Annotated in this window: 16 protein-coding genes and 1 pseudogene; 10 read left to right on the forward strand and 7 right to left on the reverse strand. The window is 69.1% G+C overall.

The window, feature by feature from the left end; all coding sequences use genetic code 11:
- Nucleotides 1–6 precede the first annotated feature (6 nt).
- Nucleotides 7–666 (reverse strand): transcriptional repressor LexA, encoded by a 660-nt coding sequence (gene lexA / locus ACH46_RS09125; protein WP_226995863.1) that lies wholly within the window; start codon nucleotides 664–666, stop codon nucleotides 7–9.
- Between the two features lie 184 nt (nucleotides 667–850).
- On the opposite strand from lexA, the gene ACH46_RS21595 reads away from it, so the two are divergent.
- Nucleotides 851–1351: a LysM peptidoglycan-binding domain-containing protein gene (locus ACH46_RS21595; protein ID WP_226995820.1), complete on the forward strand. Its 501-nt coding sequence runs from the start codon at nucleotides 851–853 to the stop codon at nucleotides 1349–1351.
- 45 nt (nucleotides 1352–1396) lie between these two features.
- Nucleotides 1397–1846: a transcriptional regulator NrdR gene (gene nrdR, locus ACH46_RS09135; RefSeq protein ID WP_062392626.1), complete on the forward strand. Its 450-nt coding sequence runs from the start codon at nucleotides 1397–1399 to the stop codon at nucleotides 1844–1846.
- A 4-nt stretch (nucleotides 1847–1850) separates the two neighbouring features.
- Here nrdR and hrpA read toward each other — a convergent pair whose 3' ends face one another.
- Nucleotides 1851–5555 (reverse strand): ATP-dependent RNA helicase HrpA, encoded by a 3705-nt coding sequence (gene hrpA, locus ACH46_RS09140; RefSeq protein ID WP_062392627.1) that lies wholly within the window; start codon nucleotides 5553–5555, stop codon nucleotides 1851–1853.
- A gap of 37 nt (nucleotides 5556–5592) precedes the next feature.
- On the opposite strand from hrpA, the pseudogene ACH46_RS21600 reads away from it, so the two are divergent.
- The 3 genes and pseudogenes from ACH46_RS21600 to ACH46_RS09150 form a co-directional block, all read left to right on the forward strand.
- Nucleotides 5593–5985: pseudogene (locus ACH46_RS21600) on the forward strand (DUF1905 domain-containing protein); the annotation flags it as partial.
- Nucleotides 5986–6021: 36 nt separating this feature from the next.
- Nucleotides 6022–6498, forward strand: coding sequence for an SRPBCC family protein (locus ACH46_RS20795; RefSeq protein ID WP_062395195.1), 477 nt, complete (start codon nucleotides 6022–6024; stop codon nucleotides 6496–6498).
- A complete protein-coding gene (locus tag ACH46_RS09150) occupies nucleotides 6495–7754 on the forward strand; it encodes an alpha-hydroxy acid oxidase (protein ID WP_062392628.1) in 1260 nt (419 codons plus the stop codon). Before ACH46_RS20795 ends, ACH46_RS09150 begins: the two co-directional genes overlap by 4 nt.
- A 565-nt stretch (nucleotides 7755–8319) precedes the next feature.
- On the opposite strand, the gene ahpD is transcribed toward ACH46_RS09150, so the two are convergent.
- Both ahpD and ACH46_RS09165 read right to left on the reverse strand, forming a co-directional pair.
- The gene (ahpD, locus tag ACH46_RS09160) at nucleotides 8320–8859 is read right to left on the reverse strand and encodes an alkylhydroperoxidase, AhpD family (protein ID WP_062392630.1); all 540 of its coding nucleotides are present in this window, start codon (nucleotides 8857–8859) and stop codon (nucleotides 8320–8322) included.
- 3 nt (nucleotides 8860–8862) lie between these two features.
- Nucleotides 8863–9450 carry a peroxiredoxin gene (locus ACH46_RS09165; RefSeq protein WP_062392631.1) on the reverse strand — a complete coding sequence of 196 codons (588 nt, stop codon included), beginning with the start codon at nucleotides 9448–9450 and terminating at the stop codon, nucleotides 8863–8865.
- Nucleotides 9451–9589: 139 nt separating this feature from the next.
- Between ACH46_RS09165 and ACH46_RS09170 the strand changes: the two genes are divergently transcribed.
- Nucleotides 9590–10534, forward strand: coding sequence for a hydrogen peroxide-inducible genes activator (locus ACH46_RS09170; protein WP_062392632.1), 945 nt, complete (start codon nucleotides 9590–9592; stop codon nucleotides 10532–10534).
- On the opposite strand, the gene ACH46_RS09175 is transcribed toward ACH46_RS09170, so the two are convergent.
- The gene (locus ACH46_RS09175; RefSeq protein ID WP_193392980.1) at nucleotides 10522–12684 is read right to left on the reverse strand and encodes a DEAD/DEAH box helicase; all 2163 of its coding nucleotides are present in this window, start codon (nucleotides 12682–12684) and stop codon (nucleotides 10522–10524) included. The two genes, ACH46_RS09170 and ACH46_RS09175, sit on opposite strands and share 13 nt — an antisense overlap.
- Entirely contained in the window at nucleotides 12681–13691 is a 1011-nt protein-coding gene (locus ACH46_RS09180; protein ID WP_062392634.1) for a proteasome assembly chaperone family protein, read from the reverse strand. The genes ACH46_RS09175 and ACH46_RS09180 overlap by 4 nt, the downstream gene beginning before the upstream one ends.
- Before the next feature lie 113 nt (nucleotides 13692–13804).
- Between ACH46_RS09180 and ACH46_RS09185 the strand changes: the two genes are divergently transcribed.
- Nucleotides 13805–14452: a hypothetical protein gene (locus ACH46_RS09185; RefSeq protein ID WP_226995821.1), complete on the forward strand. Its 648-nt coding sequence runs from the start codon at nucleotides 13805–13807 to the stop codon at nucleotides 14450–14452.
- 91 nt (nucleotides 14453–14543) lie between these two features.
- The gene (locus ACH46_RS09190; RefSeq protein ID WP_062392636.1) at nucleotides 14544–15656 is read left to right on the forward strand and encodes a DUF4192 domain-containing protein; all 1113 of its coding nucleotides are present in this window, start codon (nucleotides 14544–14546) and stop codon (nucleotides 15654–15656) included.
- A 21-nt stretch (nucleotides 15657–15677) separates the two neighbouring features.
- On the opposite strand, the gene ACH46_RS09195 is transcribed toward ACH46_RS09190, so the two are convergent.
- Nucleotides 15678–16358, reverse strand: a complete 681-nt coding sequence (locus tag ACH46_RS09195; RefSeq protein WP_062392637.1) for an iron-dependent transcriptional repressor DtxR — start codon at nucleotides 16356–16358, stop codon at nucleotides 15678–15680.
- 129 nt (nucleotides 16359–16487) lie between these two features.
- Between ACH46_RS09195 and ACH46_RS09200 the strand changes: the two genes are divergently transcribed.
- Both ACH46_RS09200 and ACH46_RS09205 read left to right on the forward strand, forming a co-directional pair.
- A complete protein-coding gene (locus ACH46_RS09200) occupies nucleotides 16488–17732 on the forward strand; it encodes an acetoin utilization protein AcuC (RefSeq protein WP_062392638.1) in 1245 nt (414 codons plus the stop codon).
- On the forward strand, nucleotides 17725–20532 hold the full coding sequence (locus ACH46_RS09205; RefSeq protein WP_062392639.1) for a bifunctional acetate--CoA ligase family protein/GNAT family N-acetyltransferase: 2808 nt from the start codon (nucleotides 17725–17727) through the stop codon (nucleotides 20530–20532). Before ACH46_RS09200 ends, ACH46_RS09205 begins: the two co-directional genes overlap by 8 nt.
- Nucleotides 20533–20539 lie beyond the last annotated feature (7 nt).

Consider the following 20539-nt stretch of genomic DNA (forward strand, 5'->3'; position numbering starts at 1 on the left):
GCTCGGTTAGATTCGCCGCATCACGGTGACGACCTTGCCGAGAATGGCGGCGTCGTCACCGGGGATGGGGTCGAAGTGCTCGTTGTGCGGCATCAGCCACACGTGGCCGTCGGTCCGCTTGAACGTCTTGACGGTGGCTTCACCGTCGATCATGGCGGCGACGATGTCGCCGTTGTCGGCGACGTTCTGCTGACGCACCACCACCCAGTCGCCATCGCAGATCGCGGCATCGACCATCGACTCGCCGACGACGCGCAGCATGAACAGTGATCCCTCGCCGACCAGTTCGCGCGGCAGCGGGAAGACCTCCTCCACGGCCTGCTCGGCGAGGATCGGCCCGCCGGCGGCGATCCGACCGAGGACGGGGACGAAGGTCGGGGTGGGCAGGGCGTCACCGTCGACGGCCGCGCCGCCCGACGGGGGCGTGCGCGAGTCGTCGCGCACGTTGACCGCGCGGGGGCGGTGGGGATCGCGCTTGAGAAGGCCTCGGCGCTCCAGGGTGCGGAGTTGATGCGCCACCGACGATGTGGACGTGAGGCCCACCGCCTCGCCGATCTCGCGGATGCTCGGCGGGTAGCCGCGTTCGCGGACGGACTTGCGGATGACCTCCAGAACGTCGCGCTGACGCTGGGTGAGCGACGCCTCGAGCGTGGCGGTCGAGAGCATCGGATCGGGCGTGTCAGTCACCGGTGTGGCCTTTCGTCAGCTGTGTTCGATCGATGACCTGAAGGCTAGTTGAGTAGGTCACAAAACTCAAACAATTGTTCGATGCGTGTCGGCGATTGTCAGACCCATCGTGTTAACTATCGAACAAGAGTTCTTCGAACACTCGATCGAATGGAGACGAGCGATGAGTACCCCCACCGTCACGGCGCCCGCGCCGCGCCGTTTCGTCCGCGAGATGACCATGACCTGCGACCTTCCGGTCGTCGAGACCTCCCGGGTCTGCCGTCCCACCGGTCGTCCCGAACGCCGCGACATCGGCGTTCGTCGGTCATCGATCGCCCATTCGGGGGGCAGGGTCGTTCGAACGGAGGAACGGAGCCGAACGGTTGTTCGTCCGTTCGAACATCGGTGGGTCAGCGTCCTCCTCGTCGCCGGCGTGCTCGCCGCGATGGCCTGGCTGGTGCTCATGATCGACGGCGGGGCGCAGGACGGTGCCGCTCCGGTCACGCCGGCCGCCACGTCCGTGGTCTACGTGCGGTCCGGGGAGTCGCTCACATCGCTGGCCGAGCGGATCGCCCCCGACCTGCCCGTCGACGGGGTGATAGCTCAGGTGCGCGAGCTGAACGGACTCGAGACCTCCGGCCTGGTGGTCGGCCAGCCGTTGATCGTGCCGGACTACCGATAGTCCCTGGCTCCACGGCCGTGTCGGGCTGCCGGGTATTCTCGACCCATGCGCTGCCCGTTCTGCAAGAACGACGACACCAGAGTGGTCGATTCCCGAGTCACCGACGACGGTCAGGCGATTCGTCGCCGCCGGTCGTGCAGTGCGTGCGGGCGTCGCTTCAGTACCGTCGAGTCCGCCGTCCTGACCGTCGTGAAACGCAACGGCCTCACCGAGCCCTTCAGCCGGGAGAAGGTCATGAAGGGCGTGCGGCGTGCGAGCCAGGGGCGGCACGTCGACGAGGACTCGCTGGCGAAACTCGCCTCCCAGGTCGAGGACGCCGTGCGCTCGTCCGGGTCCGCCGAGATCTCCAGCAACGAGGTGGCGATGGCCATCCTCGGTCCGCTGCGCGACCTCGACGAGGTGGCCTACCTCCGGTTCGCGTCGGTGTACCGATCGTTCGAGTCGGCCGACGACTTCCAGCGCGAGATCGACGAACTGCGTCGCGACCGGCGCTGACCGCTCAGAACTTGTCGATCGCCTTGATGATGCGCTGTTCGGACACCGAACCGCTGGTGCCGAGCTGCTGAGCGAACAGGCTGACGCGCAGTTCTTCGAGGCGCCACTGGACCAGTTCGGCCAGATCCGCGTGTCGCGACGCGGGCAACTGGGCTTCGCGACGGTTCCACGCCGCGACCACGCGGTCGATGGAAGCGAGGGCTTCGTTGTCCCGAGCACCCGCGGTGGCCAGTCCTTCCAGACGCAGTCGGGCGGCGGTGAGGTAGCGGGGCAGCGACCGCAGGTGCACCAGCGCGGTGGCACCGATGAACCCGTCGAACACCAGATTCGATGTCTGGTCGGCCACGTCGTCTGCGGCGAGGGTGCCGCTGCGGGCGTCGATCGCCCTGCGCACGGGTGAGTACTCGGCGAGCGCGGCGACGGCGGCGACGAAGTACTCGGGGGCGCGCGACCGGATCACGGGGGAGACCCGGGCGGACAGTTCGGCGAAATCGGTGGGCGTTCGCAGATCGGCCAGGTGCTTCTCGGCGGCGAGCGTGTCGGTGATGGCGCGCGCCGTGCAGTCGGCCAGCAGGGCGTCGATGTCGCGGTACGGGTTCTGACTGAGGGCGAGCTTCGAGGCCGGCGGAAGAGAGTTGGCGAGTCGACGGCTCGGCGGCTGCACTGACCGGCGGAGCAGTTCCGCTGCGGCGGCACGGATTCCCGCGTCGCGCTCGGCGGTGGAGGCGGCCACCGCGGTGCGGACGCCCTGGCCCGGTACGGCGAGGAGCGTCGGGTAGCGGGTGATCTGCTGCCCGGCGACGGTCGCGGTCTCCGACTCGGCGAGGGTGCCGAGACCGTCGGCGGACCAGGTGCGGTGGATCGGGGTCGCCGGGGTGTTTCCGCTGCCGCCGTCGAGGTCGTCGCGGATGGCGGCGAGGCGGTCGCCGCGGGCGATGATCGCACCCTTCGCGTCCACGACTGCGAAATGCATGCGCAGGTGCGCAGGCAGATTGTCGGGTCGGAAGTCGCGCGGCGAGAGGGTGACGCCCGAGATCGTCGACAGTTCGCGCGCGAGACCGGTGAGCAGCGGTTCGGCGCGGGCGGTGAGGCGGCTGAGAGCGAGGTCGGCGTACCGCGCGGCCGGTGACATGGACTTGCGGAGTCCCTTGGGCAGCGATTTCACCAGGGCCGTCGCGAGCTCGGCGCGCATGCCAGGCACCAGCCAGTCGAAGCCGCTGTCGCGGACGTGCTGCAGGAGCGGTCGCGGGATCACGACGGTCACGCCGTCGTCGGGAGCGCCCGGCTCGAAGTGGTAGCGCAGTTCCAGTCGGGTCTCGCCCTGCTGCCAGGCGGCGGGGAAGTCGGCGGCGGAGGGGGCGTCGTCGTCGAGGAACTCCTCGGGTCGCAGATTCAGCAGGGTCGGGTCGGTGCGACCGGCCTTCTTCCACCAGGAGTCGAAGTGGCGGGTGGAGACGACGTTCGCGGGGATCCGCGCGGCGTAGAACTCGAACAGATCGTCGTCGGAGATCCGCAGGTTGCGGCGGCGTGCACGCTGTTCCGTCTCCTCGGCCTCGGCGATCAGCTCGGCGTTGTGCTTGGTGAAGGCGTGACGATTGCGCCATCGGCCCGCGACGAGTGCCTCCTGGATGAAGATCTCCCGCGAGGTCTTGGGATCGATCGGTCCGTAGTTCACGCGGCGCTGCGCGACGAGCGGCACGCCGTACAGGCTCACCTTCTCGTGTGCCATCACGGCGCCGCGGCGCGTCGACCAGTGCGGTTCGGAGTATGTGCGGGTGACGAGGTCGCCGGCGATCTCCTCCACCCACAGCGGATCCACCGAGGCGACGGTGTGCGCGAACAGGCGGGAGGTCTCCATCAACTCGGCGGCGACCACGAAGTTCGGCGGCTTGTTCGCGAGGAACGAGCCGGGGAAGATCGAGAACTTGGTGCCGCGGGTGCCGAGGAACTCGCGGGTGTCACCCTGCTTGACGCCGACATTGGTGAGCAGGCCGGACAGCACGCTGCGGTGGATGGCGGCGGGGTCCACCGCGGTCGTGGGTGTCTGCCAGCGGAGGTCGCGCACGGTGCGGGAGAGCTGTCGATGGAGGTCCAGCCACTCCCGGATACGCAGGTAGTGCAGGAACTCGCGACCGCACATCTTGCGGAACTGGTTGCCGGACAGGGCCTTCCGCTGCTCGGCGAGGTACTCCCAGAGCTTCACCTGGCCCAGGAACTCCGATCCGGGGACGGCGTGCCTGCGGTGGGCGGCGGTCGCGGCGTCGCGCTTGTCGGTGGGGAACTCGCGCACGTCCGGCAGGGCGAGCGCGGCGGCGATGACGAGCATGTGGTCCAGGCAGCCGTTGTCGTGCCCGGCCACCAGCATCCGGCCGAGCCGCGGCTCGACGGGCAGGCGCGCCAGTTCCTTGCCGACCTTCGTGAGCCTCGCCGTCGCGGAGTCGGTGTCGGTGACCGCACCCAGCTCGGACAGCAGCATCATGCCGTCGCGGATCGCGCGCGGGTCCGGCGGCTGGACGAACGGGAAGTCGGTCACGTCGCCCAGCCGCAGCGACAGCATCGACAGGATCACCGCGGCGAGGTTGCTGCGCAGGATCTCGGGATCGGTGTACTCGGGGCGGGCGTCGAAATCGTCCTCGGAGTACAGGCGGATGCAGATGCCGGGAGCGACGCGACCGCAGCGACCGGCGCGCTGGCGGGCACTGGCCTGCGACACCCGTTCCACCGGCAGGCGCGTGACCTTGGTGCGCGTGGAGTACCGGGAGATGCGCGCCGTGCCGGTGTCGATCACGTAGCGGATCCCGGGCACGGTCAGCGACGTCTCGGCGACGTTGGTCGCGAGGACGATCCGGCGGCCGTTCGAGGGCGAGAACACCTTCTGCTGCTCGGCGACCGACAGACGCGCGAACAGCGGCACGATGTCGGCGTCGGACCGGCGCTTCAGGGCGTCGGCGGTGTCGCGGATGTCGCGCTCGGTCGGCAGGAAGACCAGGATGTCGCCGCGACCGTGAGACCACAGCTCGCCGACGGCGGCGTCGATCGCCGCGATCTGATCGAGGTCGTCGTGGTCGGAGTCGTCGGTCTCCCGGGGACGGTAGCGGACCTCCACCGGATAGGTGCGTCCCGAGACCTCCAGGATCGGCACGGTCTCGTCGGCCTGGGCGAAGTGCTTCGCGAAGCGGTCGGGCTCGATCGTCGCAGACGTGATGATGAGTTTCAGGTCGGGTCGCCGGGGCAGCAGGCGCTTGAGGTAACCGAGCAGGAAGTCGATGTTGAGGCTGCGTTCGTGCGCCTCGTCGATGATGATCGTGTCGTAGCCGCGGAGCTGCGGATCCCGGCCGATCTCGCGGAGCAGGATGCCGTCGGTCATCACCTTGATCCGGGTGTCCTTGCCGACCTTGTCGGAGAAGCGGACCTGGTAGCCGACGGCGGCACCGAGTTCGGTGCCGAGCTCGTCGGCGATTCGCTTGGCGACCGACGTGGCCGCGATGCGGCGCGGCTGCGTGTGACCGATCGACGTGCGGCCCAGCTCCAGGCAGATCTTCGGCAGCTGGGTGGTCTTGCCCGAGCCCGTCTCACCCGCGATGACCACCACCTGATGTGCGGAGATCGCCGCCGCGATCTCGTCGCGACACTCGCTGACGGGAAGTTCTGGGGGATAGGTGATGGTCAGGGTCGAGATCGACTCGGCCGCGAGAATCGGTTCAGACATGATGACAGTGATTCTACGTCCGGGGAAGAATGGCCTCATGACACCCGAGCCCGAGAACCGTGCGCCCCTACGCCTGTCGACCGTGCTGGAGCCGGTCGGCCCGGCGACCGCCGTCGAACTGTCCGACGACCAGGTGGATCAGCTCGGCGGTGGTCGGCGCGCGGCAGTCGTGGTGACGATCGGGGACCGCAGTGCGCGACTGCGGTTGGCCCGGATGGGCGGAGCCAACCTGATCGGGTTGTCGAAGGCGGCGCGGGCGGAACTCGGTGTGCAGATCGGCGATCGGATCGACGCCGTGATCGCCCTCGACACCGCGGAGCGGTCCGTCGACGTTCCCGCGCAGCTCACGGCTGCGCTCGACGAGGCAGGCGTGCGTCCCGCGTTCGACGGGCTGTCGTACACGCGGCGTAAGGAGCTCGCGAAGGGCGTCGCCGATGCGAAGCGCGCGGACACGGTGGAGCGCCGCATCCGTGCGGCCGTCGAGGAGGCAGGGGCGGCGGCGCGCATCGTGTCGGCCGAGCGGGTGGTCGCGGCACCGCGGTCGACGATCTTCGAGTTGATCGCCGACCCGGCACGACAGCCCGAGTGGGACGGCAACGACAACCTGGCGTCCGCCGACGCCGGCCAGCGGGTGCACGCCGTCGGGGACGTCTTCACCATGCACCTCACCAAGACCGGGGCCGTGCGGGAGAACCGGATCGTCGAGTTCGACGAGGGACGGCTGATCGCCTGGAACCCTTCCGAGGTCGGCGGCGTGCCGCCCGGGCACCTCTGGCGGTGGGAGCTCGTCGACGACGCCGCAGGCACCCGCGTGGTCCACACCTACGACTGGTCCGAGCTGCACGATCCCAAACGCGAGGTCCGGGCGCGGGCGACGACCGCGGACAAGCTGCGGGCGTCGATCGACCGGCTCGCGGCGCTCGCCGAAGGAGGGGCGCGATGACCGCGGACGACGATCGCCCCGAACTGCGCCCGCGGGACCGGATCCGCCGACGGTTGCCGCGCCCCGCGGAGGTCGCGCCGCTGCTGAAGTTCCGCACCCCCGAACTGAACGCTCGGCGCCGTCGACTCGCGTCGGCGCACACGATCGACGATCTCCGGACGATCGCTCGTCGGCGCACCCCGCGAGCCGTGTTCGACTACGTCGACGGCGGCGCCGAGCAGGAGATCAGCATGGCGCGGGCGCGCCGAGCCTTCGACGACCTCGAATTCCATCCGCGCGTGCTCCGCGACGTGAAGGAGGTCGACACGTCGACGACCGTGCTCGACGGTCCGTCGGCGCTGCCGCTGGTCTTCGCGCCCACCGGTTTCACCCGCATGATGAATCACGAGGGCGAGGTGGCGGTGGCCCGCGCCGCGGCCCGCGCAGGCATCCCGTACACGCTGTCGACGATGGGCACCACCGACATGGAGGAGGTGCGCGCTGCTGCGCCGTCGGCACGACACTGGTTCCAGCTGTACCTGTGGAAGGACCGGGCCGCAGGGGAGCAGTTGATCGGCCGGGCGAGTGCGGCCGGCTACGAGGCCCTCATGCTGACCGTCGACACCCCGATCGGCGGCGCTCGCATGCGGGACGTGCGGAACGGTCTGACGATCCCGCCGACGCTCACGGCGAAGTCGTTCGCAGGCATGGTGATCCACCCCGCCTGGTGGATCAGCGTCCTGACCACCGAGCCCCTCGAGTTCGCGGCGCTCAGCACCTTCAGCGGCACCGTCGAGGAGCTCATCGGCAGGATGTTCGATCCGACGGTCACCGTCGACGACCTCGACTGGCTGCGCGACGAATGGCCCCGCAAGCTCGTCGTCAAGGGCATCCAGAGCGTCGAGGACGCGCGGATGGTCGTCGAGCACGGCGCCGACGCGATCGTCCTGTCGAACCACGGCGGACGTCAGCTCGACCGCGCACCGACGCCGCTGGAGCTGCTTCCGCGCGTCGTCGACGAAGTCGGCGATCGCTGCGAGGTCCTCATCGACACCGGTGTCCGCACCGGAGCCGACCTCGTCGCGGCGCGCGCCCTCGGTGCGACGGCCGCGATGGTCGGACGGCCGTACCTCTACGGCCTGATGGCCGCGGGGGAGCCCGGCGTCGACCGGACCCTGGAGATCCTCCGCGTCGAGTACGAGCGCACCCTGCGTCTGCTGGGCCTGCCGTCGACCGCCGCGATCGGCCGGGAACAGGCGTCGCTCCGGTCTCGCTGAATCCGTTCCCGTTAAATCCGTTGCAGGCCGCTGACGTGCGGCGTAGCGTTCGAGTCGTCAACGGGAAGGAGGTGGTCCGAGTAATGGTTTCATTCAGGACTGAGGAGGTGGCCGCCGGCTGACTGACAGATTCTGTCAGGCGACGGTCGCCCACCTGAAGTAGCGGCAGGCCCCGGAATCGGTGACGTTCACCGACCGGGGCCTGTTCGCGTTCTCAGCGAGGGGGAGACGTCTTGACGTCGGGAACCTCGCCGGGCCGGCATCGCCGTCGGACTGCGCAGCGACCTGGACTGCGGTGACCGAGGCGTCCGTCACCGGTAGGACGGAGCCGACAGCCAGTCGTACCGTCGGTGCCGCGTTCGCGTCGAGACGCCACAGCGCAGCCCGGCGAAATGCCGTATCCGCGTAACTCCCCGTCAGAAGCTGTATTCAGAACACCGCTTCTGACGGGGAGTTACGCGGATCCTGTACGAAGCGGCGAGCGCAGCCGAATGCAGAGTGCCCCACCGGAATACCGGTGGGGCACTTGACCTCTGGGCTGCAGAGCTCTCAGGCGCTGGAGCTGCTAGACGCCCGCGGTGGCGAGGGCCTCGGCGGCGGTGATCGCCTGGCCGACGCCGGCGACGATCGACGCGACCTTGAGGGCCTCGAAGACCACCTCGCGCGACTGGCCGCCCTCGCGGACGACGTTCTCGTGCGCGCCGACGCAGTGCTCACAACCGTTGATGGCGGAGACGGCGAGCGACCACAGCTCGAAGTCGACCTTGTCGACGCCGGGGTTGCCGATGATGTTCATCCGCAGGCCCGGACGCAGGTCGTCGTACTTGCCGTCGAGGAAGCCGCGACCGCGGTAGAACACGTTGTTCATGCCCATGATCGACGCGGCGCCGAGAGCGGCGTTGTAGGCCTCGGCCGACAGGGTGTCGGCGGCCTCGTCGGCGATCTCACGCAGCACCGTGGCGTTGCGGGTCGCTGCGGCGGTGGCCAGCAGGGTGCCCCACAGCTGCTGCTCGTTCAGCACGGTGGTGCGGCTGATCGAACCGAGGTTCAGCTTCAGGTCCTTGGCGTACTCGGGAAGAGCGTTCTTCAGGTTGTCGATGCTCATCGATCAGACACCCGCGCTCATGAGCTCGCCGGCGTTGATGGTCGGGTCGCCCTTCTTCCAGTTGCACGCGCACAGCTCATCCGACTGCAGGGCGTCGAGGACGCGCAGGACCTCGTCGACGTTGCGGCCGACCGAACCGGCGGTGACCGACACGAACTGGATCTCGTTGTTCGGGTCGATGATGAAGGTCGCGCGGTCGGCGACACCGTCGGCGTTGAGGACGCCGGTGGCCTCGACGAGCTCACGCTTGAGGTCCGAGAGCATCGGGAAGGGGAGGGCCTTGAGGTCCTCGTGCTGGGCGCGCCACTGGAAGTGGACGAACTCCGAGTCGATCGAGGCGCCCAGGACCTGGGTGTCGCGGTCGGCGAACTCGTCGTTCAGGTTGCCGAAGGCGGCGATCTCGGTGGGGCACACGAAGGTGAAGTCCTTCGGCCAGAAGAAGACGACGCGCCACTTGCCCGCGTAGTCGTCGCTGGTGACCGTGGTGAAGTAGTCCTCCGGCTGCTGCGCGTCGACCTTCGAGAGGTCGCCGCCGATGACAGCGGTGAGGTTGTACGCCGGGAACTGGTCGCCGATGGTCAGAAGAGCCATGGAATTACTCCTTCATAGCGGAATTGTGTTGCGGAAAAGGAAGTTTCGATGCGGAGACGGTCGGTCTCGCGCTGCACAAACCATTCTGCCTGAAACCCAGTGAAAAGCAAATGTGATAGCAGTCGCTATATTGATAGGCATGACCGATCAAAGTTATCAGCCGTCGATCACCGCGCTGCGTGCCTTCGTCGCCATCGCCAAGCACCTGCACTTCGGCTCGGCGGCCGCCGAGCTCGGGGTCAGTCAGCCGTCGCTGTCGCAGGCGCTGTCCGGGCTGGAGTCCGGACTGGGCCTGAAGCTGGTGGAACGCACCACGCGGCGGGTGATGCTCACCGCGGAGGGCCGGCGACTTCTGGGGTCGGCGATCGCCGCGTGCGACGCCGTCGACGACTTCCTGCTCGACGCCGCGGGCGATCTGGACCCGCTGTCGGGCACCGTGCGGCTCGGCTTCATCCCGACGGTCGCGCCGTACATCCTGCCGCGCGTGCTGCGGGGCCTGGGAGAGCAGCGGCCCGATTTGGAACTGCTCGTGGTGGAGGACCAGACCGACCGGCTGCTCGGCCAGCTCCGGGAGGGGACCATCGACGCGGCGATCCTGGCGTTGCCCGCGGGCGCCCCCGGCATCGGCGAGATCCCGATGTACTTCGTGGACTTCGTCCTCGCGGTGCCGACGGGTCACCCGCTCGCGGACAAGACCCGCCTGGCACCGAAGCTGCTCGAGGATCTGCCGCTGCTGCTCCTCGACGAGGGGCACTGCCTGCGCGATCAGGCGCTCGACGTCTGCCAGGCGGCGGGGGTCTCGCCCAATGTTCGACCCACCCGTGCGGCATCCCTGACGACCGCGGTGCAGTGCGTGGAGGGCGGGCTCGGCGTCACCCTGATCCCGCGGACGGCGGTCGCCGTCGAGACCGCGTCCGGGGGCCTCGCGACCGCCGAGTTCGCCCAGCCGCGACCGGGCCGACGGATCGGCCTGGTCTACCGCGAGTCGTCGGGTCGGGGCGAGGCCTACCGTCAGCTGGCGAGCGAGATCGCCGCCCTGGTCGCCGAGAGCGGCGACGTGGAACCGGTGATTCAGACCTCCTGAGAGGTCGCTTCCTGGGAGGTCAGGGCTTCCCACTCGTCGATCAGGCTGGAGTCCACGCCGCGGATCAGATCGCCGAGCTCATCGGTGATGTCCTCGATCTCGTCGGTGACGGCGGACATCGGCAGGCCGCTGTTCAGGGCGCGGTAGCAGTCGGTGAGGTAGCGGAGCACCACGCCCTCGCTGCGGGCCAGACCGAACTCGGAGATGAAGTCGGCGAAGGTCAACGACCGTTCGCGCATGTGCCGCAGCACCGACTTCGGGGACGGCGGGGTGTTGGCCAGCCACGGGTGGCCGCGACGGTAGGTCTCGTAGGCGAAGCCGATCTCCTCGGCCAGCGGCTGCGGCCAGGTGATCTCCTCGAGGCGCTCCATCCGCTCCTCGTACTCGATGCCGTCGGCCTTCATCTCGCCGATCGCCTTGTCGCGCGCCTGTTTCCGCTGCGCCATCAGCACCTGGCGGGGGTCGTCGAGGGTGCATTCGAGGATCGAGATGACGTCGAGCGCGTAGGTGCTCGAGTCGGTGTCGAGGAGCTCGAACGCCGCGACCGCGAACGCCGACAGCGGATTGGTGAGCGCGAAGTTCTCCGGCAGATCGATCGAGAGTTCGACGTGCTTGCCATCGGGGGCGGGTGCGTCGAGTTTGGTGACGATGCCCGTCTCGCGGAGGTCGCGGTACAGCGCGATGGTGTGCTTGATGTGCCGCAGCTGCCGTGACCGCGGTTCGTGGTTGCACTCGAGGAGGTGGCGGAGGGCCGCGAAGCAGTCGCCCGGCCGTTCCAGGACGCTCATCAGCATCGACGTCGTCATCCGGAAGTGCGACTTCAGCTCTTCGTCCGGGGCGTCGACCAGCGCCGTGAAGGTCTGCTCGCCCCAGCTGACGAAACCTTCGGGAGGCTTGCGGCGCACCAGCTTTCGCAGTTTCTTGGGATCGTCGCCCGCCTTGGCGACGGCACGCGCGTTCTCGACGTCGTGTTCGGGTGCCTGGGCCACGACGTAGCCGACGGTGTCGTAGCCCGCCCGGCCGGCGCGGCCGGCGATCTGGTGGAACTCGCGGGCCCGGAGCCTGCGGACGCGATGGCCGTCGTACTTGGTGAGGCCGGCGAACAGCACGGTGCGGATCGGCACGTTGATGCCGACGCCGAGGGTGTCGGTGCCCGCGACCACCTTCAGCAGGCCGGCCTGCGCCAGCCGTTCGACGAGGCGACGGTAGCGGGGGAGCATGCCCGCGTGGTGCACGCCGATCCCCGAGCGCAGGAGCTTCGAGAGGGTGCTGCCGAAACCGGCGCGGAACGTGAAGTCGCCGATCGCCTCGGCGATCGCGGCCTTCTCCTCCTTGGTGCAGATCTTCACCGACAGCAGCGACTGTGCGCGTTCGACGGCCGACTGCTGGGTGAAGTGCACCACGTACACCGGTGCCTGACCGGCGGCGATCAACTCGGCGATCGTCTCGTGGATCGGTGTCATCGCGTACCGGTGCTCCAGCGGCACCGGTCGCTCGGCGCCCGTCACCGGAACCGTGGCGCGTCCAGTGCGACGCGTGAGGTCGTCGACGAAGAAGTCCATGCTGCCGAGCGTCGCCGACATCAGCAGGAACTGCGGCTGGTCGTCGGGATCGGCGTCGGGCGACGGGTCGGGGAGCTCGATCAGCGGGACCTGCCACGCCCAGCCCCGGTCGGACTCGCCGTAGTAGTGGAACTCGTCGGCGACGAGGACCCCGACGTCGGACGACGAACCGTCGCGCAGAGCGATGTTCGCGACGATCTCGGCCGTCGCGCAGATGATCGGCGCCTGAGCGTTGACGGACGCGTCACCGGTCAGCAGGCCGACGTTCTCGGCGCCGAACTGCCTGCACAGGTCGAAGAACTTCTCGCTGACCAGCGCCTTGATCGGCGCCGTGTAATACGAGCGCTTGCCGCGGCACAGGGCGAAGTAGATGGCGCCGGACGCGACGAGTGACTTCCCGGATCCGGTCGGCGTCGCCAGGATGACGTTGCTGCCGGAGACCAGTTCGAGGAGTGCCTCCTCCTGATGCGGATAGAGGTCGATTCCGCGGGACGCCCACCACGTCGTGAAGTTCTCGAAGGCGAGGTCTTCGTCGGTGGTGGGCGTCAGCGGAGCGAGATCGGAGTCGGTCTCCTCGGCGGTGCTCAGTTCAGATCACGTCCTTGATCCTGGTTGGGGTTCTGCTCGTCGGGCTGCTGCTCGTCGGGGCCCGCGTCGAAGCCGCCGAGATCGGCCGCGTGCTCGGCGAGGAACTTCTCGAACTCGGCGCCCAGCTCGTCGCCGGAGGGGACCTCCTGGTCGGCGGCCAGCAGCGAGGCCTGCTCGTTCTTGGCCCGCATGTAGGCGTCGTACTGGTTCTCCAGCGAGTGGACCACCGAGGCGACCTCGGCGTTCGACTCCACTTCGCCGTCGATCTGGGCGCGGACCTGTTCGGCGGCGTTCTCCAACGCGGCCGTCGGCAGGTCGAGCCCGGTGACCTTCGCCATCGTCGTCAGCAGAGCGGCGGACGCGCCGGGGTAATTGGACTGCGACAGGTAATGCGGGACGTGCGCGGAGAGACCCACGGTCCGGTATCCGGCCTCGCCGAGGCGCAGTTCCAGCAGCATCGACGCGCTGGCCGGAAGCTTCATCGGGTTGCCCCAGCGGTTGAGGTCGCCGAGGGCGTCGGTGTCGTTGCCGTGTGCGGTGATCGACGCCGGACGGGTGTGCGGGACGGCCATCGGGATCGAGTTCAGTCCCACCACCTGCGAGACGTGGAAGTGCTCGGCGAGCGCGGTGATCGCCGTGGTGAACTGCTCCCAGCGCAGATCGGGTTCGGGTCCGTCCAGCAGCAGGAACGGCACGCCCGCGTTGTCGCGGACCGCGTGCACGGTGAGCTTGTGCATCTCGATGCCGTCGAAGGTCTCACCGCTGAACGAGATCGTCGGGCGGCGCGAACGGTAGTCGATCAACTCGTCCGAGTTGAACGTCGCGACCAGCTCCGAGTCCAGGGCCTCGCGCAGATGTGTCGCCGCCAGCGCCACCGCGTGGCCCGCATCGGCGTAACCCTCCAGAGCGTGCACCAGCACCGGACCGTCGCCGTCTTCGTTGTGCACGGCCGGGACCGGGAATTCGAGATCGTAGAGCTCGCGTGGGTTCGGGAACCGCTCGTCCATGCTCTCTCCCTTCACTGTGACTGCCTATTGTCCCGCATGGGACTCTCCGGCTACAACACGGTGGCCCGGCGGGTCATTCCCGCACCACCGGTCCCAGATGGCACAGTGGAGACGTGCGTGTCGGTACTGGTGTGAAGAGCGTGGTGACGGTTGCGGCGATGCTGACTGCGGTGACCGCGTGCTCGGTGTCCGGCGACCCGGTCCGCACTCCGGACCTGTCGGCTCGGATCGTCCCGAGCGACGCGTTCCCGTACGGTCCCGGTCTGCCCGTTCAGGATCCGGGGATCGTGTCGGACATCACCTTCCGGCCGGTGCGGCAGAACAACCGACCGGACGACTGCACGCCAGTCGCGGTCGACGCGGCGACGGCCCAGGTCCGCGTGGGCCCCGGCGGTCCGGCAGGCGGCTCGCTGACCGTGCTGGTGGTCCGGGCGGCCGACAGCTTCGACGACTTCGTGGCGCAGGCGACCCGATGCGAGAAGTTCGCACTCGGCGGCACCGTCGGGACCACGGTCGTCACGGCCGTCGGCGACGACGCACCGGACGGTGCTCTCCGCCTCGAGCGGCAGATCATCATGGGCCCGCAGACCGCCGAGTCGACGCCGCCCACGTCGTCGATCACCGAATACGTCGCACAGCGCGGCGACATCCGGGTCTACGTCCAGAACCGCAGGCGGGGGACCGAGGCGCTCAGCGACGCCGAGCTCGCCGCCACCCGAACCCTCTTCGTGACCGCTCGGAAGGCCGCCTTCCGCGCATAGGGCCAGGTGGATCTGTGGATGACGGAGTCCGTCATCCACATCGGCGTCGAGGGGCTTTCCGACCGCTCGCCACGGGTCGACCGTGGTGGCCATGACGAATTCACTGAGCATCCCAGCAGGCGGTCACACCCGAGGCCCCCGTGACCCCGACACCCTTCTCGCCGCCGTCCCGGGCCTCCTCGGCTTCGTGCCCGAACGATCCATCGTCCTCCTGGTCTTCCGGGACGACCGCGCGGTGGCGGCCACCATGCGCCACGACCTCGAACTCACCCGCGCCGGCCTTCCGACGAGCGGCATGAAGCAGCTCTTCGAACGACTCGGCTCGCTCGCCGCCACCTACGACGCCGTCGGCACCGTCGCCGTCATCATCGACGACCGATTCCCGGCCGACGATCCCCGTCATGCCAAGACGGCGGCCGCTGTGAACCGCGCCTTCACGCAGGCGGGTGGACTGTCGGCGGCGTTCGCGATGACGGAGGCGACGGTCGACGCCCGGTGGCACACGGTGTGGCGGCCGACGGGGAAGCGGACGCCCCCGCCGCCGTTCGTCGGCGACGTCCTGGACACCGGAGCGCTCAGCGATCCGAACACGTCGCCGACGGCGCTGGAACGTGCGGTGAGTTCCGGCCGCCGGATCCTGGCGCGCCGGTCGGAGATGGAGACGCTGCTGACGGCGGAGCCGCACTGCGCGGAGCCGGGATGCACGGGGGCGTCGCCGCAGCCGTACGTGCACTCGCCGGACGCCGCCGATGCACGCGGACTGCGACTGACGCTCGCCGTCGTGGATCGATTCGCGGTCGGCGACACGGAACTGACCTGTCAGGAACTGAACGACATCGCCGCGGCGTTGGTCTCGGTGCACGTCCGGGACGCGCTGCTCGGACTGTCGTTGACGGGGATCCGACCTGCCGTCGAAGACCTGTGGCGGATGCTGACGCGACGACTGCGCGGTCCGGCCCGTGCCGCGGCCGCCACTCTGCTCGGTCACCTGCACTACATGGCCGGGGAGGGTGCCTATGCGGGCGTCGCGTTCCGGGTGGCGCACGAGGCGGATCCGGACTACAACCTGGCGAATCTGCTCGACACCGCGCTGATCAACGGGATGCGACCCCGCGACCTGGGCGGGCTCGCCGAGCTGGCCTACGACGTCTCGCGGCGGCTGGGGGCGCAGTTGCCGCCCGCCGTCTACGAGGCCGCAGGCTGATGTCGGCGAGCCCGGTCGGAATCAGCTCTTGCGAACGAAGATCGCGTGCGAGATCTCCGACGAGAGGGTCAGGCCGTCGTGGCCCGGGGTGGTGATGATGACGGCGCGGGGCGCGACGTTCACCGAGATGCGGGCGTTGGGCACCACGCCGGCCTGGCGCAGTTCGGCGATCAGCTCGGGGTCGGACTGCGCGTGTTCGGACATGCGCACGACGACGACGGTGCTGTCGCCCTGGGGCAGGTCCACCAGGCGGACGGCCTCGTCCGAGCCGGCGACCAGGTCCAGACCGAGGAGATCCAGTCCCGGGATCGGGTTGCCGTACGGCGAGGTGGTCGGATTGTCGAGGACCTCGACGATCCGGCGCTCGACGTTCTCGCTCATCACGTGCTCCCACCGGCAGGCCTCATCGTGCACCTGATCCCAGGGCAGTCCGATGACGTCCACCAGCAGGCGCTCGGCGAGGCGGTGCTTGCGCATCACCGAGACGGCCAGCTCGCGGCCCTTCTCGGTGAGTTCGAGATGACGGTCGCCTGCCACCCTCAGCAGGCCGTCACGTTCCATGCGGGCGACGGTCTGCGAAACGGTCGGCCCACTCTGTTCGAGGCGCTCGGCGATGCGAGCACGCAGCGGAATGATCCCCTCCTCTTCGAGGTCGTAGATCGTCCGCAGATACATCTCTGTGGTGTCGACAAGATCGTTCACGGAAGCTTGTGTCCTTTCGTTGCCACCCAGGTTACCTGGAATCGATCCAAGTGGGGGCATGCGATGTCGCGCCCGAGCGGCGTGAAACCGTTAGCGTTGCAGGAAATAACGGCAGACGAAGGCGAGACGATGAGCGCGGCGATCATCTGGAGTGAGCACTTCATGGACTACAAGTGGGCTTACACCCACCCGATGAGTCCGGTTCGACTGGCGTTGACCATGTCGTTGGCGCGGAGTCTCGGCGTCCTCGACGACGTCGAGACGGCCGAACCACTGCCCGTCGACGACACCGTCCTGACCACCGTGCACTCGCAGGGCTACATCGACGCGGTCCGTGCCGTCAGTACCGGTGCCACGTCCATGAACGCACCGGTCCTGGAGCGACTGTTCGGGCTCGGCAGCGCCGACAACCCGATCTTCCAGGGCATGCACGACGCAGGCTCCATGCTCGTCGGCGGCTCCCTCGCCGCGGCACAGGCCATCGCGTCCGGCAGGGTCCGCCGAGCGGTGAACATCGGCGGCGGCATGCACCACGCCATGAAGGGGCACGCGGCCGGCTTCTGCATCTACAACGACTGCTCCATCGCCATCAAATGGCTGCTGGAGAACGGCTACGACCGGATCGCCTACATCGACGTCGACGCCCACCACGGCGACGGGGTGCAGGCCCAGTTCATCGGTGACCCGCGGGTCATGACGATCTCGCTGCACCAGCACCCGGCCACACTGTGGCCGGGAACCGGGTGGGCCACCGAGGTCGGGGAGGGCGATGCGGCGGGCACCGCGGTCAACGTCGGACTCATGCCGGGCCTGGCCGACGGCCTGTGGCTGCGGGCCTTCAACGCCGTGGTGCCGTCGATGATCGCCGCCTTCAAGCCGCAGATCCTGGTGACGCAGATCGGCGTCGACAGCCACCGCGACGACCCGCTGACCGACCTCGCCTTGACCGTCGACGGACACGCCGCAGCGATTCGAGCGCTGCGCGATCTCGCCGACCGCTACTGCGAAGGTCGCTGGCTGTCGGTCGGCGGCGGCGGATACGGCGTGGTCAACGTGGTACCGCGCAGTTGGACGCATCTGATCGCGGCGGCGCTCGACCGCGATGTGGATCCGACGACCGCCGTCGGCGCCGACTGGTTGGCGGGCGCGCAGGACCTGGCGGCCACGGTCCACCCCGACTATCGGCGACCGCCGGAGGCCACTATGGGCGACGGCGGCACCACCGACTTCGTGCCGTGGGACGGGAACAGCGGCGCCGAACCCCCGCCCGGCGTGTCGGAGGCCGCCCAGCGCCAGACGGACAAAGCCATCATCGCCACTCGTCGTGCGGTCTTCCCGCTGCACGGACTGGATCCGGAGGACCCGCGTGACTGAGAACCCCGAGAGCACCGTGAACCCCGAGAGCACCGTGAACCCCGAGAGCACCGAGCAGCAGGCACTGCCGCGCGAGTACCCGCGGCAGTGGACGGCCGACGTCCTGGCCTCCGACGGCGGCGTGGTGCACCTCCGGCCGATCGTGCCCGCCGACGCCGATCTGCTGGTGGCGTTCCACAACGGTCTGAGCGAACGCACCCGGTACATGCGGTACTTCGGTCCGACGCCCACCCTTCCGCCCCGCGAAGTGGTCCGGATGACCACCGTCGACTACCGCAATCGCGTTGCGCTGCTGGCCTTCCTGGGCGACGAGGTGATCGCGATGGGCCTGTACGAGGGTCTGGCCGCGGACGGCAAGCCGGATTCGGCGGAGGTCGCCTTCGTCGTCGCCGACGACCATCAGGGGCGCGGTCTGGGTCCGGTCCTCCTGGAGCACCTGGCCGGGGCCGCGGCGGAGAACGGGTTCACTCGGTTCGAGGCCGAGGTCCTCTCGGAGAACCCGAACATGGTCGCGGTGTTCCGTGACGCCGGCTATCAGATCAACCGTGCCTTCGACGGCAGCACCGTGCACGTGGAGTTCCTGATCGACCCGACCGAGGCGCTGACCTCGGTGCGCAACGCGCGCGAGCGCGCCTCCGAGGCGCGCAGCGTCGCCAACCTGCTGCGTCCGCAGGCGGTCGCAGTGATCGGTGCGTCGACCGACTCCAAGAAGGTCGGCAACGTGATCCTGGCGAACATCCTCGCCGCAGGCTTCACCGGGCCGGTGTTCCCGGTCAACGGTGCGGGCGTCGTTCCGGCGGAGGAGCCCGAACGGGCGGTTCCCGGCCGGAGCGCGCGGCAGCCGCGCAGCAAGAAGCGCGAGGCGCCGCCGTCGGTGCGCGGCATCCGGTCCTACCCGACGGTGCGTGACATCCCCGACCCCGTCGACCTCGCCGTGATCGCGGTGCCCGCCGCGGGGATCGACCAGGTGCTCGACGACTGTCTCGCCAAGGGCGTCCGCACCCTGGTGGTGGTGTCCGCGGGCTTCGGCGAACGCGGGACGGCCGGCCTGGAGAACGAGAAGAGGCTCGCCGAGCAGGTGCGTCAGCACGGGATGCGACTGGTGGGGCCGAACGCGCTCGGCGTGGTGAACAACCATCACGAGATCGCACTCAACGCATCCCTCGCCCCGCGGATCCCCGGCGCCGGACGCGTCGGCTTCTTCTGCCAGTCGGGCGCCCTCGGCATCGCGATCCTCGACACCGCCGCGCATCGCCAGCTCGGCCTCTCGACCTTCGTCTCGGCGGGCAACCGCGCCGACGTCTCCGGCAACGACGTGCTCCAGTACTGGGACACCGATGACGACACCGACGTGGTCCTCCTGTATCTGGAGAGCTTCGGCAACCCCCGCAAGTTCGGTCGCATCGCGCGCCGCGTGGCGTCGAAGAAGCCGATCGTGGCGATCAAGTCGGGCAGCGGCGCCATGTCGCCGACACACGTGCAGCGCACCGGTCCGGTCCGCGACGACCGGATCGCGCAGATGGTGCTGGAACAGGCCGGGGTGATCCAGGTCGAGACCATCGCCGAACTCTTCGACTGCGCGACCGTGCTGGCCTACCAGCCGCTGCCGACGGGTCCGCGCACCGCGATCGTCGGGAACTCGTCGGTGATCGCCTCCCTCGCCGCCAACACGGCGCGCACATCGGGCCTGACCGTCGTGTCGTCGGTGGACCTCGGTCCGGCGGTGAGCCGACAGGAGCTGACCGCGGCCGTCGCCGCGGTGATGACCGATGACGAGATCGACGCGGTGATCGTGGTCTTCGTTCCGCCGGTCGCCGTCGACTCCGCCGACTACGCCCTCGGCCTCATGGAGGCGACCCGCCCGGCCGCCGGCGGTGACGTCCCGGTGAAGCCCGTCGTCACGACCTTCCTCGCGGTGGAGGGCGTCCCCGACGGGCTGTCCAGGACGGGTGCCGACGGCCTACCGGTCCGCGGGTCGATCCCGTCGTACCCGACGCCGGAACGAGCGGCCAGCGCCCTGGCTCAGGCGTGGCGTTACGCGCAGTGGCGTGCGCGCCCGGACTCGCAGCCCGCAGCGATCCCGAACGTGCACCCCGAGGACGTCCGCAGCTTCGTCCGCGAAGTGATGGTGGAGGGGGAGAACCGGGTGCTCAGTGCTCGCGAGGGCGCGTACGTGCTCGAGCAGTACGGCATCGGCGTGGTGCCCTTCCGCGACGTCAACACCATGCACGAGGCGTCGGCCGCGGCCCGCGAGCTGGGGTTCCCGGTGGTCGTGAAGTCGACGTCGCCCGACTGGGTCGGCCGCGTGGACCGCGAGGGCGCCCGACTCGACCTGTCCGATGCGACGGCCGTGATCAACGCCTTCAACGAGTTGCAGGCGCTCACCGGCGAGTCCGCGCTGCAGGTGCAGCGGATGGCGGCGAAGGGCGTCGGGCTGTACATCGGCGTCACGGACACGCCGTCGTACGGTCCGCTGATCTCGTTCGGGCTGTCGGGCCGGTTGTTCGAGGCGCTCGGCGACCGCAGTCACCGCTCCATCCCGCTCACCGAGCACGATGCCCGTGAGCTCGTCGACGAACCCAGCGTGCAGGTGCTGCTCGGGGAGGACGGTACCGACCCGGCACGGCTGGTGGATCTGCTGCAGCGGGTGTCGGCGTTGATCGACGACGTCCCGGAGATCCGCGAACTGCGCCTGGACCCGATCCTGACCTCGCCGGAGGGAATCGCGGTGCTCGGGTCGCAGATAGAAGTGGGCCCGGTGCCTACTCTCGCAGACACCGGGCCCCGGCGGTTGGGCTGATCTGGAG

It is taken from the genome of Gordonia phthalatica (assembly GCF_001305675.1).
Taxonomy (GTDB): Bacteria; Actinomycetota; Actinomycetes; order Mycobacteriales; family Mycobacteriaceae; genus Gordonia; species Gordonia phthalatica.

Excerpts from the sequence above, each read along its gene's own strand:
- lexA (WP_226995863.1), bottom strand. The coding sequence starts at position 666 with ATGCTCTCGACCGCCACGCTCGAGGCGTCGCTCACCCAGCGTCAGCGC.
- ACH46_RS21595 (WP_226995820.1), top strand. The coding sequence starts at position 851 with ATGAGTACCCCCACCGTCACGGCGCCCGCGCCGCGCCGTTTCGTCCGC.
- nrdR (WP_062392626.1), top strand. The coding sequence starts at position 1,397 with ATGCGCTGCCCGTTCTGCAAGAACGACGACACCAGAGTGGTCGATTCC.
- hrpA (WP_062392627.1), bottom strand. The coding sequence starts at position 5,555 with ATGTCTGAACCGATTCTCGCGGCCGAGTCGATCTCGACCCTGACCATC.
- ACH46_RS09150 (WP_062392628.1), top strand. The coding sequence starts at position 6,495 with ATGACCGCGGACGACGATCGCCCCGAACTGCGCCCGCGGGACCGGATC.
- ahpD (WP_062392630.1), bottom strand. The coding sequence starts at position 8,859 with ATGAGCATCGACAACCTGAAGAACGCTCTTCCCGAGTACGCCAAGGAC.
- ACH46_RS09165 (WP_062392631.1), bottom strand. The coding sequence starts at position 9,450 with ATGGCTCTTCTGACCATCGGCGACCAGTTCCCGGCGTACAACCTCACC.
- ACH46_RS09170 (WP_062392632.1), top strand. The coding sequence starts at position 9,590 with ATGACCGATCAAAGTTATCAGCCGTCGATCACCGCGCTGCGTGCCTTC.
- ACH46_RS09180 (WP_062392634.1), bottom strand. The coding sequence starts at position 13,691 with ATGGACGAGCGGTTCCCGAACCCACGCGAGCTCTACGATCTCGAATTC.
- ACH46_RS09190 (WP_062392636.1), top strand. The coding sequence starts at position 14,544 with ATGACGAATTCACTGAGCATCCCAGCAGGCGGTCACACCCGAGGCCCC.
- ACH46_RS09200 (WP_062392638.1), top strand. The coding sequence starts at position 16,488 with ATGAGCGCGGCGATCATCTGGAGTGAGCACTTCATGGACTACAAGTGG.